General features: G+C 69.3%; 16 protein-coding genes. 8 read left to right on the forward strand and 8 right to left on the reverse strand.

What is annotated here, in order from left to right; all coding sequences use genetic code 11:
• Positions 1–47: 47 nt before the first annotated feature.
• Positions 48–923 carry a GNAT family N-acetyltransferase gene (locus SD37_RS13675; RefSeq protein WP_236725359.1) on the reverse strand — a complete coding sequence of 292 codons (876 nt, stop codon included), beginning with the start codon at positions 921–923 and terminating at the stop codon, positions 48–50.
• 65 nt (positions 924–988) lie between these two features.
• Here SD37_RS13675 and SD37_RS13680 point away from each other — a divergent pair, with 65 nt between their 5' ends.
• Both SD37_RS13680 and SD37_RS13685 read left to right on the forward strand, forming a co-directional pair.
• The gene (locus SD37_RS13680; protein ID WP_044854367.1) at positions 989–1,834 is read left to right on the forward strand and encodes an SCO6745 family protein; all 846 of its coding nucleotides are present in this window, start codon (positions 989–991) and stop codon (positions 1,832–1,834) included.
• Positions 1,835–1,874: 40 nt separating this feature from the next.
• Positions 1,875–2,360, forward strand: coding sequence for a pyridoxamine 5'-phosphate oxidase family protein (locus SD37_RS13685; RefSeq protein ID WP_044854445.1), 486 nt, complete (start codon positions 1,875–1,877; stop codon positions 2,358–2,360).
• Positions 2,361–2,456: 96 nt separating this feature from the next.
• On the opposite strand, the gene SD37_RS13690 is transcribed toward SD37_RS13685, so the two are convergent.
• A complete protein-coding gene (locus SD37_RS13690; protein WP_044854446.1) occupies positions 2,457–3,620 on the reverse strand; it encodes a steroid 3-ketoacyl-CoA thiolase in 1,164 nt (387 codons plus the stop codon).
• Positions 3,621–3,862: 242 nt separating this feature from the next.
• On the opposite strand from SD37_RS13690, the gene SD37_RS13695 reads away from it, so the two are divergent.
• From SD37_RS13695 to SD37_RS13705, 3 genes are all read left to right on the forward strand, one after another.
• Positions 3,863–5,089 (forward strand): cytochrome P450, encoded by a 1,227-nt coding sequence (locus SD37_RS13695; RefSeq protein ID WP_044854368.1) that lies wholly within the window; start codon positions 3,863–3,865, stop codon positions 5,087–5,089.
• 63 nt (positions 5,090–5,152) lie between these two features.
• A complete protein-coding gene (locus SD37_RS13700) occupies positions 5,153–5,941 on the forward strand; it encodes a transglutaminase-like domain-containing protein (protein WP_044854369.1) in 789 nt (262 codons plus the stop codon).
• A 47-nt stretch (positions 5,942–5,988) separates the two neighbouring features.
• Positions 5,989–7,011 (forward strand): YhjD/YihY/BrkB family envelope integrity protein, encoded by a 1,023-nt coding sequence (locus SD37_RS13705; protein ID WP_044854370.1) that lies wholly within the window; start codon positions 5,989–5,991, stop codon positions 7,009–7,011.
• A 17-nt stretch (positions 7,012–7,028) separates the two neighbouring features.
• Here SD37_RS13705 and SD37_RS13710 read toward each other — a convergent pair whose 3' ends face one another.
• From SD37_RS13710 to SD37_RS13720, 3 genes are read right to left on the reverse strand one after another with little or no spacing between them, the layout of a single operon-like run.
• Complete coding sequence (locus SD37_RS13710) at positions 7,029–8,192, reverse strand: thiolase domain-containing protein (RefSeq protein ID WP_044854371.1); 1,164 nt, start codon at positions 8,190–8,192, stop codon at positions 7,029–7,031.
• Positions 8,189–9,244: a thiolase domain-containing protein gene (locus tag SD37_RS13715; RefSeq protein WP_044854372.1), complete on the reverse strand. Its 1,056-nt coding sequence runs from the start codon at positions 9,242–9,244 to the stop codon at positions 8,189–8,191. Before SD37_RS13715 ends, SD37_RS13710 begins: the two co-directional genes overlap by 4 nt.
• Positions 9,245–9,252: 8 nt before the next feature.
• Complete coding sequence (locus tag SD37_RS13720; protein WP_044854373.1) at positions 9,253–10,281, reverse strand: Zn-ribbon domain-containing OB-fold protein; 1,029 nt, start codon at positions 10,279–10,281, stop codon at positions 9,253–9,255.
• Between the two features lie 53 nt (positions 10,282–10,334).
• Here SD37_RS13720 and SD37_RS13725 point away from each other — a divergent pair, with 53 nt between their 5' ends.
• Positions 10,335–11,894, forward strand: coding sequence for an acyl-CoA synthetase (locus SD37_RS13725; protein WP_044854374.1), 1,560 nt, complete (start codon positions 10,335–10,337; stop codon positions 11,892–11,894).
• Positions 11,895–11,984: 90 nt separating this feature from the next.
• Here the strand turns inward: SD37_RS13725 and SD37_RS13730 are convergent, their stop codons facing one another.
• Entirely contained in the window at positions 11,985–12,773 is a 789-nt protein-coding gene (locus tag SD37_RS13730) for a crotonase/enoyl-CoA hydratase family protein (protein ID WP_044854447.1), read from the reverse strand.
• 79 nt (positions 12,774–12,852) lie between these two features.
• Here SD37_RS13730 and SD37_RS13735 point away from each other — a divergent pair, with 79 nt between their 5' ends.
• Positions 12,853–14,469, forward strand: coding sequence for an acyl-CoA synthetase (locus tag SD37_RS13735; protein WP_177342621.1), 1,617 nt, complete (start codon positions 12,853–12,855; stop codon positions 14,467–14,469).
• A gap of 9 nt (positions 14,470–14,478) precedes the next feature.
• Positions 14,479–15,585, forward strand: a complete 1,107-nt coding sequence (locus tag SD37_RS13740) for an NAD(P)H-dependent flavin oxidoreductase (protein ID WP_044854375.1) — start codon at positions 14,479–14,481, stop codon at positions 15,583–15,585.
• Between the two features lie 87 nt (positions 15,586–15,672).
• On the opposite strand, the gene SD37_RS13745 is transcribed toward SD37_RS13740, so the two are convergent.
• The gene (locus SD37_RS13745; protein WP_044854376.1) at positions 15,673–16,479 is read right to left on the reverse strand and encodes a S1 family peptidase; all 807 of its coding nucleotides are present in this window, start codon (positions 16,477–16,479) and stop codon (positions 15,673–15,675) included.
• A 124-nt stretch (positions 16,480–16,603) separates the two neighbouring features.
• Positions 16,604–17,857, reverse strand: a complete 1,254-nt coding sequence (locus SD37_RS13750; protein WP_044854377.1) for an APC family permease — start codon at positions 17,855–17,857, stop codon at positions 16,604–16,606.
• Positions 17,858–17,913 lie beyond the last annotated feature (56 nt).

Consider the following 17,913-nt stretch of genomic DNA (forward strand, 5'->3'; position numbering starts at 1 on the left):
CCGCGTGCCTCGTGAGTGGTAATGACGGTTCTAACCGTCATTACCACTCACGAGCCCACCGCGTCCCGGGTGAGGTCCCGGACCTCGGGAAGCGGCTCGAAACCCGCTGACTTGTAGGTCGCGACGGCGGCGACGTTGGAACTCGGCGTGTACACGCCCGCGCTCGACGAACCGAGTTCCCGGAGCGCGGCCGCCGCGGCGACACTGATCGCCTTGCCGTACCCGTGCCCGCGATGGTCCCGGTGCACACCCATCGGCTCGAGGATCCCGGGCTTCCCCTGGCCGGCCGACCACACCGCGACCGCCGCGGCTGCGTCACCCTGGTCGTCGTACGCGACCAGGCAGCGGGCGCCGGCGAACGCCGATCCGGACGCCATCGCGGTCCACCGTTCCATCGAGAACGTCGATCCGTCGAACGACGCCCGGATCACGGCGGCCCACACCTGCCCCTGGTCCGGTCCGATCACCTCGATCCGCATGCCCGGATCCTTCACCGGCTCGGCGAGGTCGAGACGCAACGGCGTCCACGGCTCGTCGGGATACCAGCCCCGTTCGGGCAGCAGGTCCTGGATCAGCGCGTCCTTCGGGGCCTCGATGAACACCTTCCCCGGAGGCAGCACGCCGCGCTCCGGCTCGATCACGTCCTCGGCCAGCCGCTGCGCCAGCTCTTCGTCCCGGCGCACGTCGGGATCGGTCGTCAGGCGCAGCAGATCCGCCCCGTCCAGCAGGCCGACGGCGAGGATCCGGCCGTCCCGGCGCCAGATCCGGAGCGCCGCGGCCGTCGCCTCGGCCCCGAACCGCCGGAACCAGCCCAGGTCACCCGCATGCAGCTGCCACGCTGTGCCCTCCCGCTGCCACTCCCGCAGCACGGCCACGGCCTCGTCCAGCCCGTCGGTTCCCGGTTTCTCCACGATGATCGCCACAGTCGTGATCAGACACCACCGCGGACGGGCTCGCATCCGGTTTTCGGTCCGGCCAAGATGGGGGAGTGACGTCACTTCAGCGCCGCCTCTGGGAGGCGGTCGAGCCGCTGCACGCCGTCGTCTACTTCGCCCCGGAAACGGCGGCCGCGGCCAAGGCGGTGGGCCTGCCGAGCTGGTGGATGGGCTATTTCGCCGGACGCGTAGCGCCGCTCGGCCCGCTGGCGGAACCACCTGTCACCGCGATGCTCTTCGGCTTCGCGCCGCGGATGGTCGCGCGATCTTTGCCCGACGCCTGGAAATACGCCGAACCGGCCGCCGTGCTCCGGAGCCGGATGGACGCCGTCGAGGCGGCCTTGAACCGGATCCTGCCCGCCGACGCGCCGCTGGAAGAACTCGCCGGACTGCTCGAACAGGCCGTCGCCGGCTGCGATCACGCGGCGAGGCCGCTCGCCGCCGCGTGGTCCTCGGTCGCCCGTCCCGCCGGACCGGCCGGGCGGGTCTGGCTCGCGGCGACGGTGCTGCGCGAGCATCGCGGGGACGGTCACGTGCTCTCCGCCGTCGCCGCCGGGCTGCGCGGGCTCGACACGACACTGACCCACATCGGCAGCGGGGCGGTGACCCGCGAGGTCATCCAGGTCAACCGGGGCTGGTCCGACGACGAGTGGGACGAGAGCGTCGCACGGCTCCAGGCCAAGGGCGTCCTCGACGGCGATCTGGCCCTCACCGACTCGGGAATCGCGCTGCGCCAACGGATCGAAGACGAGACAGACCGGCTGGCCACCGGGCCTCTCGAAGCGCTCGGCGAGGACGGCGCGGTCGAGGTCGTGCGGATGGCCGTCCCGTTGAGCCGCCGGATCTTCGACACCGGCGCGATCCCGCTGCCGAACCCGATGGGGGCGCCGCGGCCCTGACCGCTCGAAACTGTCGGACCCCGGTGGGATGCTCTGGGGCATGGCGACGTGGCAGCAGTTCAGTGAAGAGGCGCCCGAGCTGGCGGCGAAGATCAAGGAGCGGTTCACCGCGGCCAAATCCCATGTGCTGGCGACGGTCCGGCGGGACGGCTCGCCCAGGGTCAGTGGCAGTGAGGTCGATTTCCGTGAGCAGGATCTGCTGATCGGTTCGATGATCAACGCGATGAAGGCGAAAGACCTGCAACGTGACGGCAGGTTCGCGATCCACGCCGCCTCGGCGATCGACGAGGGCGGCGCGGACGCGAAGGTGTCGGGAAAGGCCGTCGAGATCACCGATCCGGCGGAGGTCGCCCGCCTGCAGGGTGACGACGGGGAGGCGCACGTCTTCCGGCTCGACCTCACCGAGGCGGTGCTCACCTGGGTCGAGGGCAACACCATCTATTTCGACTTCTGGAAGGAGGGCCAGGGGAGCAAACGGCTCGCGAGGCCGGACAACGGTCCGGTGGTCGAGGTCGCCTCGGAGTAGGCGCGGACCGGCGCACCGAGTGTCCACAAGGGACACTCGGTGACGGGTCACCTGCCGTGTCCTTCGTGGGGCAGGCGGCGGTCGCGTCCGCCCGCGCTAGATCCGCTCGATGATGGTGCCGGTGGAAAGCGCGCCACCGGCGCACATCGCCACCAGGGCGGTGCTCTCGTCGCGGCGTTCGAGTTCGTGCAGTGCCGTGGTCAGCAGCCGCGCGCCGGTACTGCCGACCGGATGCCCGAGTGCGATCGCGCCACCGTTCACGTTGACCTTGTCCTCGTCTGGCTGGTGCACCCGCTGCCAAGACAACACAACCGAAGCGAAGGCCTCGTTGACTTCGAAGAGGTCGAGGTCGCCGATCGTCATCCCCGCCTTGGCCAGGACCCGTTCGGTCGACTGCACGGGACCGTCGAGGTGGTAGTACGGTTCGGCGCCGACCAACGCCTGCGAGACGATCCGCGCCCGTGGCTTGAGGCCCAGTGCCTTGGCCCGGTCCGAGTCCATCAGGAGGAGCGCGGCCGCGCCGTCGGAGATCTGCGACGACGTCCCGGCCGTGTGGACGCCGTCTTCGAGGACGGGCTTGAGTTTGGCGAGCCCTTCGACGGTCGTCTCGCGCAGGCCTTGATCGCGGGTCACCAACCGGGTCTCGCCGGTCGGCGAGCCGTCTTCGCCGAGCACGGGCGCCTTCACCGCGACGACCTCGCGGTCGAAGTGCCCGGCCGCCCACGCGGCGGCGGCCTTGGCCTGCGAGGCCGTCCCGAACCGGTCGACGTCGAGGCGGGTGATCCCGCGCCGTAGCGCGATCCGTTCGGCCGCGCCGTACTGGTTCGGCATGTCGATCGACCACGACGCGGGCCGTGGCGTGCCGATGCCCTCACCGCGGTTTGCGCCCAGCGGCACCCGGCTCATCGCTTCGACGCCGCAGGAGACGCCGGCGTCGATCGCCCCGGCCGCGATCAGCCCGGCGATCAGATGCGTCGCCTGCTGCGCCGAGCCGCATTGGGCGTCGATCGTGGTCGCGCCGGTGGTCTCGGGCAGCCCGGCGTGCAGCCAAGCCGTCCGGGTGATGTTGCCCGCCTGCTCGCCGGCCTGGGTGACGGCACCGCCGATCGCCTGGTCGATTAGCGCGGGATCCAGGCCCGCGCGGTCGAGCAGGGCACGCTGCGCCGCGCCGAGGATCTCGGCGGCGTGCAGCCCCGCGAGGTGACCCCCGCGTTTGCCGATGGGGGTGCGGACCGCCTCGACGATCACCGGACTTCCCACGTTCGCCTCCCGGAAACAGTGTTCACTACCGAAAAAGTAGAACACGTTCTTGATTTGAGCAAGTGAGCCCAGGGTCGACTCGTTTTTGATCACTGGTCGCGGTTACCGCCCCTGGCTGGGATTCCATGATCCCGCTCGGGTGAGTTAACGGGTTTCACTGAAAACTCTTCACTTGGTAAACGCCGTATGCTTCAATCGGGGTTAGAACGTGTTTCATTGGCGAACCGCGTAGGAGGTAGCCCGTGGCCGCTCCCCTGATCCCCGCCGGTTTCGATTTCACCGATCCGGATCTGTACGCCACCAGACTGCCTCTGGCGGAGTTCGCCGAACTCCGCCGCACGGCGCCGGTCTGGTGGAACCCCCAGCCGCACAACACCGCGGGCTTCCGCGACGACGGCTACTGGGTGGTCAGCCGGCTCGACGACGTCAAGGCGGTGTCGAGGGACAGCGAGCTGTTCTCCTCCCGGGAGAAGACCGCGATCATCCGCTTCGACGAGAACATGACCGACGACAGTCTCGAAGCCAACCGGCTCGTCCTCCTCAACATGGACGCCCCGCAGCACACGAAACTACGCCGGATCGTCTCGAAGGGCTTCACGCCGAGGTCGATCGCGAAACTCGAGGACACCCTCCGCGACCGCGCGGAGCGGATCGTCAGCGAGGCCAAGAAAAAGGGCTCCGGGGACTTCGTCACCGACGTCGCCTGCGAACTTCCGTTGCAGGCCATCGCCGAACTGATCGGCATCCCGCAGGAAGACCGCCTCAAGGTCTTCGACTGGTCCAACCAGATGGTCGCCTACGACGATCCCGAGTACGAGGTCGAACCACTCGCCGCGTCCGCGGAGATCGTCGGCTACGCCTGGAACATGGCCGAAGAACGGCGCAAATGCCCGATGGACGACATCGTCACGAAGCTGATCCAGGCCGACGTCGACGGCGAATCGCTGGCGTCGGACGAATTCGGTTTCTTCGTCATCCTGCTGGCCGTCGCGGGCAACGAGACGACGCGCAACGCGATCACCCACGGCATGAAGGCGTTCCTCGATCATCCCGACCAGTGGGAGCTGTACAAGAAGGAACGGCCGAAGACCGCGCCGGACGAGATCGTCCGCTGGGCCACCCCCGTGGTCGCCTTCCAGCGCACCGCGACCCGCGACACCGAACTCGGCGGGCAGCACATCCGCAAGGGTGACAGGGTCGGCATGTTCTACAGCTCCGCGAACTTCGATCCGGACCACTTCGACGAGCCGGAGAAGTTCGACATCCTCCGCGAAGACAACCCGCACGTCGGTTTCGGCGGCACGGGCTCGCACTACTGCATCGGCGCGAACCTCGCCAGGCTGGAGATCGACCTGATCTTCAACGCCATCGCCGACGTCATGCCGGACATCAGCGAAGCCGCCCCGCCCGACCGTCTCCGGTCGAGCTGGCTCAACGGGATCAAGCACTACCAGGTGCGCTATGCCTGACAAGACGGCCTGACAAGACGGCCTGATCCGGCCCGGACCGGCGCGGTGGGGCACCATGGGGTCATGGGTCCCCACGTGCAGGTCGACGTCGAAATGTCCTTCCGGGTCACGAAACCCGGTCCCGCCGCGTTCGTGGTCGCCCTCGCCGGCGGGGCCGATCAGGAGGAGTTCGCCTATCCCGCGCCGCCGCGCCAGGTGGCGTTCGAACACGGGACCCGGGCGCAGGTCGTCGATCTGCCGCCCGGGGAACACGTCGTGCGGTACCGGGCCGCACGCGCCTTCGGCCCCGCCGCGGCCGAGCCCGTCGGCATGGAGGACCTCATCCGCTACACCCGGCCGAGCCGGTACTGCCCCTCGGACCGGATGGGCGGGCTCGCCCTGTCGCGCTTCGGCGACCTGCCCGACGCGCGCGCCAAGGTCGAGGCGATCGTCGCGCACGTGGGCGAGCACTTGTCCTATGTGGTCGGTTCCGGTTCGCCGACCGACGACGCCGTCGACACCTACCTCGCCGGTGAAGGGGTTTGCCGCGACTACGCGCACGTCTGCATCTCACTGTGCCGCGTGCTCGACATCCCCGCCAGGTTCACCGCGGTCTACGCGCCGGGACTGTCCCCAATGGACTTCCACGCCGTGTTCGAGGCCGCGATCGACGGCCACTGGTACGTGTTCGACGCCACCGGACTCGCGCCGAGGCAGAGCCTGAGCCGGATCGCGACCGGACGGGACGCCGCCGACACCGCGTTCCTCTCCACCCTCGGCTGTGAGCTGGACTTTCTCGGCAACACCGTCCTGGCGACCGCGGGTCCTTCGCTGCCCGAGGATGACGGTTCGGAGCTGATCGCGCTCGCCTGATCGCGTGTTGCCCACGAGCTGTGACCTCACTGAGGTAGACAGTCCGTGTGAGGGAGAAGCAGGCACCGACGAAATGGAAGCGGCTGCGCGCCCGCTACCGCTGGCTCGACCACGTGGCGCGGGCGGTGAACCGCTACATCGAGTACGGCGGTTACCACTACGTCGCGTCGATCACGTATTTCAGCCTGTTCTCGCTGGTACCCATCCTCATGGTCGCGGCGTCGGTGGCCGGCTTCGTGCTGGCGAGCCAGCCGCAGGTGATCGAGTCGATGCTGAACGCGATCACCGGCACGCTGCCAGGCGGCCTCGGCGACAAGGCGGGGGACCTGCTCACCGGATTCGTGGAACAGCGCACCAGCGTCGGGGTCATCGGTCTGGTGATCGGGCTCTACTCCGGCTGGAACTGGATGAACGCGCTGCGGGACGCCCTCACCGCGCTGTGGGGCCAGAACCGGTCGGATCTCCCGCTGCTGCGCACCATCGCCGCGGACCTCCTCGCGCTGCTCGGCCTCGCGTCAGCGCTCTTGGTGTCCTTCGCCATCACCATTTCCGGCTCCGCGCTCGGCCGCTACCTGCTGGGACTGGCCGGGGTCGACGACACCGCCTGGGGCCACAACGTCCTTTCGGCGATCTCGATCCCGCTGGCGTTGCTGGCCAACTGGCTGGTGTTCCTCTGGGTGCTCACCCGGCTGCCGCGGAAACCGGTCGGGGTCCGCAGCGCGATGCGCGGCGCGGTCGCCCTGGCACTGGGCTTCGAACTGCTGAAACAGGCCGGTGGGATCTACCTGCGCTTGATCGGCAATTCGCCGACCGGGGTCGCCTTCGGCTCCATCATCGGTCTCATCTTCTTCATCTCGCTGGTGGCCAGGATGCTGGTGTTCGTCACGGCGTGGACGGCGACCGCGCGCGACGCGCCCCCGGAGCCGGTCCGGCCGCCGCCTCCCGTGGTGGTCCGGCCCGTGGTGGCGCCGCCCGATCGGCACGGGCTCAAACCGATGCTCGTCGGTGCGGTGACCGGGGTGGTCGCCACTCTCGCCGCGCAACGCCTCCGGCCGCGCCGCCGCTCCTAGCCCCGCGCGCGGCGGGGCTAGGAGCCCGGCTTCGCCGACCCCACCACCCACATCGAGAAGAACTGCGAACCGCCGCCGTACGCGTGTCCGAGCGCGACGCGCGCGCCGTCGACCTGGTAGTCCCCGGCCCGCCCCATCACCTGCTTGGCCGCCTCGGAGAAGCGGAGCATCCCGGACGCGCCGATCGGGTTGGACGACAGCACACCGCCCGACGGGTTGACCGGCAGCCGCCCGCCGAGCGCGGTCTCGCCCGCCTCGGTGAGCTTCCAGCCCTGGCCCTCGTCGGTGAACCCCAGGTTCTCCAGCCACATCGGCTCGAACCACGAGAACGGCACGTAGATCTCGGCGGTGTCCACTTCGGACAGTGGATCGGTGATCCCCGCCGCCCGCCACAACGCGGCGGCGGCGTCGCGGCCCGCCCGCGGGTTGACCTGGTCGCGACCGGCGAACGTCGTCGGCTCGGTGCGCATCGCGGTCGCGTGGATCCACGCCGCGCCACCGGGAACCGCGTCGCCGGCGGCCTCGTCGCCGATCACCATCGCGCAGGCGCCGTCCGACGACGGGCAGGTCTCGTCGTAGCGGATCGGATCCCACAGCATCTGCGAAGCCCGCACCGATTCCACCGTGATGTCGGACTGCCGCAGGTGGGCATGGGGATTCAGGGCCCCGTTACGCCGGTCCTTGGCCGCGACGATCGCGCCGACATGGTCGGGCGCGCCGGACCGCCGGATGTACGAGCGCACGTGCGGCGCGAAGTACCCGCCCGCCCCGGCGCCCACCGGCATCTGGAACGGCGGAAGGATCGACAGTCCCCACATCGCGTTCGATTCGGACTGCTTCTCGAAGGCGACCGTCAGTACCCGCTTGTGCACCCCGGCCTGCACCAGCGACGTCGCCACGAGCGCGGTCGACCCGCCGACCGAACCCGCGGTGTGCACGCGCAGCAAGGGTTTCCCGGTCGCGCCGAGCGCGTCGGCGAGGAACAGTTCGGGCATCATCACGCCCTCGAACAGATCCGGCGCCTTGCCGAGGACGACGGCGTCGATGTCGTCCCAGCCGGTCCCGGCGTCGAGCATCGCCCGGTCGATCGCTTCCCGGAGCAGCCCGGGCATCGACACGTCGGTGCGCTTGGCCTTGTGGTGCGTCTGGCCGGTTCCCAGTACGGCCGCGAGGTGCTTCACGAGAGGACCTCCAAGGTCGCGACCAGGTTCTGCTGCAGGACGGGGCCGCTGGTCGCGTGGGCGAGCGTCTTGCGCGCGCTGCCGTCGAGGATGCGGTTCGCCGCCTCGCCGATGCGGGCCAGCCCGGCGGAGAACATCGGATTGCCGGTCAGCACGCCGCCAGAGGGGTTGATCCGCACCCGCTCGTCCAGGCCCAGCGCGTCGCGCAGGATCAGTTCCTGGTGGGTGAACGGCGCGTGCAGTTCGGCCAGTTCGACGCCGTCGAGGTCGAGCGCCCGGCCAGCGGCCACTGTGGACGGTGACCGGGTGAGGTCCCGTACGCCGAGCGCGGGGGAGTCGACCCGGTGCTCGATCCCGGTGATCACCGCCGGGCTGTCGGCGAGGTCCGCCGCCCGCTCGGCCGAAGCGAGCACGATGACGGCCGCGCCGTCGGTGACCGGCGCGATATCGTGTGCCCGCAAGGGATCCGCGAAGTAGGGGGTGTTGAGGAGTTCGGCGACCTCGGTCGTCCCGGAGAACTGCGCGGCGGGATTCGCGGCGGCGTCGGCGCGGCTGCGCGCGGCGACCTCGGCGAGGTCCTTTTCGGACCACAGCCCGGCTTCGAGGCCGAGCCTGGCCTGGATCCCGGCGACACTCACCGAGTCCGGCCACAGCGGCGCGACGACGTAGGGGTCCATCTGCAGCGCCAGCACGCGCCGGAGCTGCCCGGCCGAAGACTTGCCGAAACCGTAGACGAGCGCCGTTTCGACCTCGCCCATCCGGATCTTCAGCCACGCCTCGTAGAGCGCCCAGGCGGCGTCCATCTCGACGTGCGACTCGTGGATGGGCGGGAAGGCGCCGATGGCGTCGACAGCGGCGATGAAGGAGAACGCGCGGCCGGCGAGGTAGTCCGAGGAGCCCGAGCACCAGAATCCTATGTCCTCTTTGGACAGACCGGTCCTGGTGAGTACCTCGGCGAAGATCGGCACCAGCATTTCCACGCCATTGGTGGTGCCCTGGGTGCGGCGGACGTTGGGGGCCTGGGCGAAACCCACTACGGCGACATCTGGCACGGTAGTCCTCACAGATGGTGGGCGAAGGATTCGTAGGGCGCGTCCGGCTCGCCGGTCGGCTCGAAGTGGCCGATGTTCTCCAGCGACGTCCACCATTCGTCCTGCGGTTTCCAGGCGGCGCGCACGCGCATGCCCATCCGGACGTCGGCGGCGTCGCAGCCGAGGACCAGGTGCAGGAACGCGATGTCCGCGCCGTCGAGCAGGATGTACGCCGCCACGTACGGCGGTTTGATCCGCTGGCCGAGGAACGGCACGTTCACGATGCAGAACGTGGTGACGATGCCGGTGTCGGGGAGTTCGACCTCGTCGGTGGTCGGCACGCCGTCGGTCGGGCAGGCGCCGCGCGGCGGGATGTAGACCTTGTCGCACGATGGGCAGCGCTGGCCGATCAGCTTGCCTTCGGCGAGTCCGCGCAGGTACCGGCTCTCCTCCGGTGACGCGGAATGCTCGTACAGCAGGTGGATCGGCGTGATGACCACGCTGACCGGCGCGCCCTCCTCGCGTTTCGCGATCGGGGGAGGCGTCTCGGTGAGTTCGGTGTCGGGACCGTCGGCGGGGACGAAGTAGGCGATGTCGCGGATGTGCCCGACCGGCTCGTCCGCCCAGCGGATCCGCACCCGTTGCCCGGTGTGGACTCCTTCGGGGGAACCGGCGTCGACAGCGTGCAGGATCGCGGTTTCGGCGCCGTCGAGCCGGATCAGCGCCCACGCGAACGGCCGCGACAGGGGCTGGCCGTCGAGCGGTTCGGCGATCCAGGACCAGGACACGATCTCGCCCTCGGCGGCGACCGGCACGAACTCGGACAGCGCCTCGGCGGTCACGGGGTCGTATTCCAGTGGCGGCACGTGGACGCGGCCGTCGCTGCCCCGGACGCCTTCGACGCGGCGCTCGCGCAGGGCGTTGACGAACCGGCCGAGTACCGGGCCGACTGAACGCGTGTAGTCGAAGCCCACGTTGAGCGGGGCCGACAGCGGGAGTTCTGGTGCACTCACAACTTGAGTGAAACACGTTCTCGATTTCTCGGCAAGATCGGCCATCTGGGCCTCCCTGACGGTTGCTCTTGAGTGAAACGCGTTCTAGATTTGCGCGTATGTCGACAGCCACGGGGACACTTGGGGTCTGGAATATCGCCGCGCAGGAGCCGGAGCGGGTCGCGCTCGTCGATCCGGACGGGCGCTCGATCGGCTACGGAGAACTCGCCGCGAAGGCGAACGCGTACGCCCGGGGCCTGCAGGCGCTCGGGCTCGAGGCCGGGGACGTGGTCGTCGTCCTGCAGCCCAACGGTGACGAACTCGTGGCCGCCTACTTCGCCGCCATCCAGTCCGGTCTGTACATCGTCGTGGTCAACTGGCATCTGGTCGGGCCGGAGGTCGCCTACATCCTCTCCGACAGCGGCGCCAAGGCGTTCCTCGCGCACGAACGGTTCGCCGACGTCGCGATCGCGGCCGCCGACGAGGCGGGGATCCCGGAGCGGGGACGGTTCGCCGTCGGCGACGTCGAGGGCTTCCGCCGGATCGAGGAACTCGGCTCTGGCGAAGGCGACGGCCGTCCGGAGCGGCGCACGGCCGGCTCGCCGATGCTCTACACGTCCGGGACCACCGGGCGGCCCAAGGGCGTCCGCCGTCCCCTGAGCGGCGCCGACCCCGACGAGGTCCCCGGCGCGTCGACGTGGTTCTTCGGGATCTTCGGACTGGCGCCGCACGACGATCACGTGCACCTGTGCGGATCGCCGCTTTATCACACGGCCGTGCTCAACTTCGTCGCGATCTCCCTGCAGCTGGGGCATACCGCGGTGCTGATGGACCGCTGGGACGCCGAGGAGATGCTGCGGCTGATCGAACGGCATCGCGTCACGCACAGTCATATGGTCCCGACGCAGTTCCGGCGCCTGCTCGCGCTGCCGGACGACGTCCGCGCGGCCTACGACCTGAGCTCGCTGCGCGTGATGATCCACGGTGCCGCGCCCTGTCCGCTGGAGGTCAAACGCCGGATGCTCGACTGGTGGGGGCCGGTCGTCACCGAGTACTACGCGGCCACCGAGGGCGGCGGCACCGCGATCTCGGGCGAGGAATGGCTCAAGAAACCGGGTTCGGTGGGGCTGCCGTGGCCGGGGTCGACGATCAAGATCCTCGACGACGAGGGCAAGGAACTGCCCGCCGGCGAGACCGGGACCGTCTACATGAAGATGGGCGACTCGAAGTTCGAGTATCACAAGGACCGGGCGAAAACCGACAAGGCGCGGGTGGGGGACCTGTTCACCCTCGGCGACGTCGGCCATCTCGACGAGGACGGCTACCTCTTCCTGCACGACCGCAAGGCGGATCTGATCATTTCCGGCGGGGTCAACATCTATCCGGCGGAGATCGAAGGCGAACTGGTGATGCACCCGAAGATCGCCGACGTCGCCGTGTTCGGCGTCCCGCACGAGGACTGGGGCGAGGCGATCAAGGCCGTCGTGCAGCCCGCCGACGGTGTCGAGCCTTCCGACGAGCTGACCGCGGAGATCCTCGAGTACGCGGCGTCCAGGCTGGCGAAGTTCAAGCTCCCGCGTTCGGTCGACTACTTGCCCGAACTGCCGCGTGACCCCAACGGGAAGCTCTACAAGCGCAAGCTGCGTGACCCGTACTGGGCCGGTCACCGCGTCCCCTGACCCCGCGTTTCGTCCTCTGGATGCGATAGTTGCGTGCGCAACTACCGCATCCAGAGGACTAAACGCATGAGGGGGCAAGGGCGGCGGGGGTCAGCGGCCCCGGAAGACGGGCTTGCGCTTCTCGGCGAAGGCGCGGGGGCCTTCCTTCGCGTCTTCGCTCGCGAAGACCTCGATGCCGTACTGGGCGTCGAGCTTGAAGGCCTCTTCCTCGTGCATGCCTTCGGTGTCGCGCATCGTCTTGAGGATCGCGCGGACCGCGAGCGGTCCGTTCGCGGCGATCAGCCCCGCCAGCTCCATGGCCTTGTCCAGCGCCTTCCCGTCCGGGACGACGTGGCCGATCAGGCCGATCTCCAGCGCCTCGGCCGCGGTGATATGCCGTCCGGTCAGCAGCAGGTCGGCCGCGACGGTGTACGGGATCTGGCGGGGGAGCCGGACGGCCGAACCGCCCATCGGGAACAGGCTCCATCGCGCCTCCGACACGCCGAACCTCGCGCTCTCGCCCGCGACGCGCAGATCCGTCCCCTGCAGGATCTCCGTCCCGCCCGCGATCGCCGGGCCTTCGACGGCCGCGATCAACGGCTTCGTCAGCCGCCGTCCCTTGAGCAGGCCTTCGATCCGGCTGGGGTCGAACGTGCCCTTCTCGAACGAGTCGCTCGGTGAGTTCTTCGACATCGACTTCAGGTCCGCGCCCGCACAGAACGCGCCGCCCGCGCCGGTGAGCACGCAGCACCGGATGTCGTCGTCGGAGTCGACGCGGTTCCACGCCTCGACCATGATCCCGAGCATCTCGCCGCTGAGCGCGTTGCGGGCCTCCGGCCGGTTCATCGTGACCACGAGGGTGTGGCCGATCTTCTCGACCAGCGCGTGCGGTTCGCCCACCAGAGCCTCCACTGACCCCATCGATTTCCCTGTAACAGCCACCATTGCCCAGAACGATAACATGTTCTACTTTGAGGGAGTGGCACTCAACATCGCGGATCTACTCGAGCACGCCGTCGACGCCGTGCCGGAGCGCATCGCGGTCGTCTGCGGCGATCGGCGGGTCACCTTCGCCGAACTGGAAGAGCGCGCCAACCGGCTGGCGCACCATCTCGCCGCACACGGCGTGGGAGCTGGAGCCCACATCGGTGTCTATTCCCGGAATTCGATCGAAGCCCTGGAATCGATGATCGCGGCGTACAAGCTGCGCGCGATCGCGATCAACGTCAACTACCGCTACGTCCACGGCGAGCTGCGGTACCTGTTCGACAACGCCGACCTCGTGGCGCTGATCCACGAGCGCGGCTACTCGGACAAGGTCGCGGCCGTCCTGCCGGAAACGCCGAAACTGAAACACGTTGTCGTTGTCGACGACGGAAGCGACGGCGACTATTCGTCCTACGGCGGAGTGGACTACGAAGCCGCGCTCGCCGAAGGCTCACCCGAGCGCGACTTCGCCGAGCGCAGCGCCGACGACATCTACATCCTCTACACCGGCGGGACCACCGGGTATCCGAAGGGCGTCCTGTGGCGCCACGAGGACATCTGGCGCGCACTCGGCGGCGGCATCAACTTCGTCACCGGCGAGTACGTCCCCGACGAATGGACGCTCGCCGAACAGGGCAAGTCGGGCAGTCTGGTCCGGTTGCCCGCCGCGCCGCTGATCCACGGCGCCGCGCAGTGGGCCGCGTTCGGCGCCCTGTTCACCGGCAGCCCGGTCGTGTTCGTGCCGCGGTTCGACGCGCACGAGATCTGGAAAGCCGTGCAGGACAACAAGGTCCAGGTGCTCACCATCGTCGGCGACGCGATGGCGCGGCCGCTGATCGACGCCTACCGCGAGGGCGACTACGACGCGTCGTCGATCGTCGCGGTGTCGAGCCACGCCGCCCTGTTCTCCCAGTCGGTGAAGCAGGAATTCCTGGCGATGCTCCCGAATGTGGTGATCACCGACGCGATCGGCTCCTCCGAAAGCGGGTTCACCGGTATCGGCATGGTCAGCAAGGATTCCGATCATTCCGCCGGCCCCCGGGTCAGCTTCGGCAAGGACGCGATCCTGGTGGACGACGACGGCGGGCTCGTCGACCCGAAGCCCGGCGCGATCGGGCTGATCGCGCGCCGCGGCCACGTCCCTCTCGGCTATTACAAGGATCCCGCGAAGACCGAGAAGATCTTCATCGAGGTCGACGGCAAGCGGTACGTCGTTCCGGGGGACTACGCGCGCTACGAGGAAGACGGCACGGTGACCCTGCTCGGCCGGGGCTCGCAGTGTGTGAACACCGGCGGCGAGAAGGTGTACCCGGAGGAGGTCGAGGGTGCCCTGAAGTCACATCCGGACGTCTTCGACGCGCTCGTCATCGGCATCCCCGACGACCGGCTCGGCCAGCGGGTGGCCGCGGTGATCCAGCCGAGGTCCGGCCGGGAACTGGACTTCGCCGCGCTCGAAGCCCATGTGCGGACCGAGATCGCCGGATACAAGGTGCCGCGCACCCTCTGGCTCGCCGAAGAGATCGGGCGGTCCCCCAGCGGGAAACCGGACTATCCCTGGGCTCAGCGCTACGCCTCCGAACACGAGCCCATCAGCATCCAACCGGCGTAAAGGAGTTTCATGCGCACGTCTCTGTGTGACCGGCTCGGGATCGACCTGCCGATCGTCGGGTTCACCCCGTCCGAACACGTCGCCGCGGCGATCAGCCGGGCGGGCGGGCTGGGCGTGCTGGGCTGTGTGCGGTTCAACGACGCCGCCGAACTCGACGCCGTCCTGTCCTGGATGGACGAGAACACCGGCGGCAAACCGTACGGCGTCGACATCGTGATGCCTGCCAAGATCCCGGCCGAGGGGACGTCGGTCGACCTCGCGAAGCTCATCCCGCAGGAGCATCGCGACTTCGTGGAGCGAACCCTGCGTGACCTCGCCGTGCCGCCGTTGCCGGACGACACCGACGAACGCGCCGGGGTGCTGGGCTGGCTGCATTCGGTCGCGCGGTCGCATGTCGAGGTCGCGCTGAAGCACCCGATCCGCTTGATCGCCAACGCGTTGGGTTCACCGCCGGTGGACGTCATCGAGCAGTGCCACGCGAAGGGCGTGCCGGTCGCCGCGCTGGCGGGCAAGGCGGAGCACGCCGTCCGGCACGTCGACAACGGCGTGGACATCGTTGTGGCGCAAGGCTATGAGGCGGGCGGGCACACCGGCGAGATCGCGTCGATGGTCCTGCTGCCCGAGGTCGTCGACGCCGTCGGTGACCGGGTGCCGGTGCTCGCCGCGGGCGGGATCGGCTCGGGGCGCCAGGTCGCGGCCGCGCTCGCGCTGGGCGCGTCCGGGGTGTGGATGGGCTCGTTCTGGCTCGCCACCGAGGAATACCTCCAGACCATGGGGGAATCCGAGGCGATGCAACGCGCACTGGTCGCGGCGGGTTCGTCCGACACCGTCCGGACGCGGATCTACACCGGCAAACCGGCGCGGCTGCTCAAGACGCGGTGGACCGAGGCGTGGGCCTCGCCCGACGCGCCCGAACCGCTGCCGATGCCACTGCAGAATCTGCTGGTTTCCCACGCGCACAACCGGATCCATCACGCGGCGGATCCGACCGTGGTGTCGATGCCGGTGGGGCAGATCGTCGGGCGGATGGACCGGGTGCGGCCGGTCGCCGACGTGATCGCGGAACTCGTCTCGGGGTATGAGGAAACACTGTCGCGTTTGGACAAAACCCGCTGAAGTCGCCCCCCCCCGAACGCCATGAAAGGTCCTTTCCTTGCGAAATTTGCAAGGAAAGGACCTTTCATGGCATGCCGTGCGAGGAAGCTAGAGACCGGCGGCCGCGTTCTTGATGGCGGTCGCGAAGGTGCTCACCTCGGTGTAGACGCCGGGAGCGTGCGCCCGCGCGCAGCCTTCGCCCCAGCTGACGATGCCGACCTGGATCCAGGCCCCGGCGCTGTCGCGACGGAACATCGGGCCGCCCGAGTCACCCTGGCAGGTGTCGACGCCGCCGGAGTTGATGTTGCCCGCGCAGATCTCGGCGCTGTCGATCAGGTCGGCGTAGCTGCCGCCCTGCGCCTTGCAGGTCGCGTCGGAGACGAACGGGACCGTGGCCTTGAGCAGGTAGCGCTGCTGCGCGCCGCCCTCGGTCGCGGCACCCCAACCGGCGACGGTGAACGTGCCGCTGTTGTAGGCCGTCGTGCCGGCGATCGGCAGCGTCGGGATCCCGCTGACCGGGCTCGCGAGCTTGATCAGGGCCCAGTCACCACCGGTGGAGGTGGGGTAGGTCGGCGACCGGTACACGTAGGTCGACTTGACCTTCTTGGCCGCGGTGCTCTGCAGGTCGACGACACCGAGGGTGGCGGTGATGGTCGTGTTGGCGCCGGTGCGCGACACACAGTGCGCGGCGGTGAGCACGATCTGCGAGGTGTAGAGCGCACCACCGCAGCCCATGGAAAGCCTTACCATCCAAGGGAATTCACCCTGGGCGGCTCGGGTTCCACCGACCACGTCGGTGGACGGCGGCTGCGCGGCCGCGGCGGGCGGGGCCGTGGCGAGGGCCGCCAGGGTTCCGGCCGCCGCGACGGCGATCAGGGTCTTTTTGAGCAGGCTGAACCGACGCTTGATGTCCAAGGGTTCATTCCTTCCGGCTGTCCACAGTGGAGGCAGGGAGACTGACTGCGGCCATCTGACTACAGCAGGTGGACGGACACCGGGACAACCAACTTTCTTCGGATCTTTGGGCCGATGATGGTGATTAACGGACGTTCGCCGCGAAGCGCCGACGAATGGCGTAGCCCAGAGCGCCCAACGCCAGTACTCCGGAACCGGTGAGCACCGAAACCGCCGGAAGGCTGAACGCGAGCACCAGGCAGCCGAGCAGGCCCACGACGGCGATCACCCGTGACCCCGGTCGCAGGGTCAGCGCGCTGGCGTTCGCGATGGCGTAGTACGCCAGCACCGCGAACGACGAGAAGCCGATCGCGCCGCGCAGGTCGACGGTGCTCGCGAGCAGGGCGACGACGACGCCGACGGTGAGCTCGGCCCGGTGCGGGACGCCGAAGCGAGGATGCACCGCGGTCAGGTAGCGGGGGAGATGCCCGTCGCGCGCCATCGCCAGCGTGGTCCGCGAGACCCCCAGCACGAGCGCGAGCAGCGAACCCAGCGCGGCGAGCACGGCACCCACCCGGACGGCGGGGGTGAGCCACGCCCAGGACGACCTCGCGACGCCTTCCGCGATCGGGTCCGGGCTACGGCCGAGCAGATCCGGTCCGAGCCGGTACAGCAGGACGAAGGCCAGGACGGCGTAGACGGCGAGCGCCAGCCCGAGCGCGATCGGCACGGCGCGGGGGATGGTGCGGGCGGGATCACGGACCTCCTCGCCGAGTGTCGCGATCCGGGCATACCCGGCGAACGCGAAGAACAGGAGACCGGCGGCTTCGAGGACACCGCCGACGCCGGGGGTGACCGTCGGGCTCCAAGCGCCCGCCGCGAGACCGCCGCCGAAGAGCATCGCCACCGCCGCCAGCGTCAGGATCGTCAGCGTGATGGACACGATCAGCCGGGTCGCGAACGCCGAGCGCTGGACGCCGCGGTAGTTGAGCCCGGTCAGGGCCGCGACGACGCCGACCGCGAACAGGCCCCGCCACGGCCGGCCGAGTCCGGGGGCGGCGTAGGTGACGACGGTCAGCGCCATCGCCGCGCAACTGGCGGTCTTGCCGACCACGAACCCCCAGCCGGCCAGATGCCCCCAGAATTCGCCGAGCCGTTCGCGTCCGTAGACGTAGGTTCCGCCGGACGACGGATAGAGCGCGGCCAACCGCGCGGAGGAGGTCGCGTTGCAGTAGGCGACGACGGCGGCGAGGGCCAGTCCGGCCGGGAGCCAGGCTCCCGCGGCGCGCGCGGCGGGTGCGAAGGCGACGAAAACCCCAGCCCCGATCATGGAGCCGAGGCCGATGAAGACGGCGTCGCGGGTGCCGAGCCGCCGGGCGAGCGAGTTCTGTTCGTCCACGAGTGTGAGCGTGGCATGAACACTTCGTTCGGGTCAGTACAGGCCAGGTGAATTCG

Origin of the sequence: Amycolatopsis orientalis, assembly GCF_000943515.2 — a bacterium.
GTDB classification, from domain to species: domain Bacteria; phylum Actinomycetota; class Actinomycetes; order Mycobacteriales; family Pseudonocardiaceae; genus Amycolatopsis; species Amycolatopsis orientalis.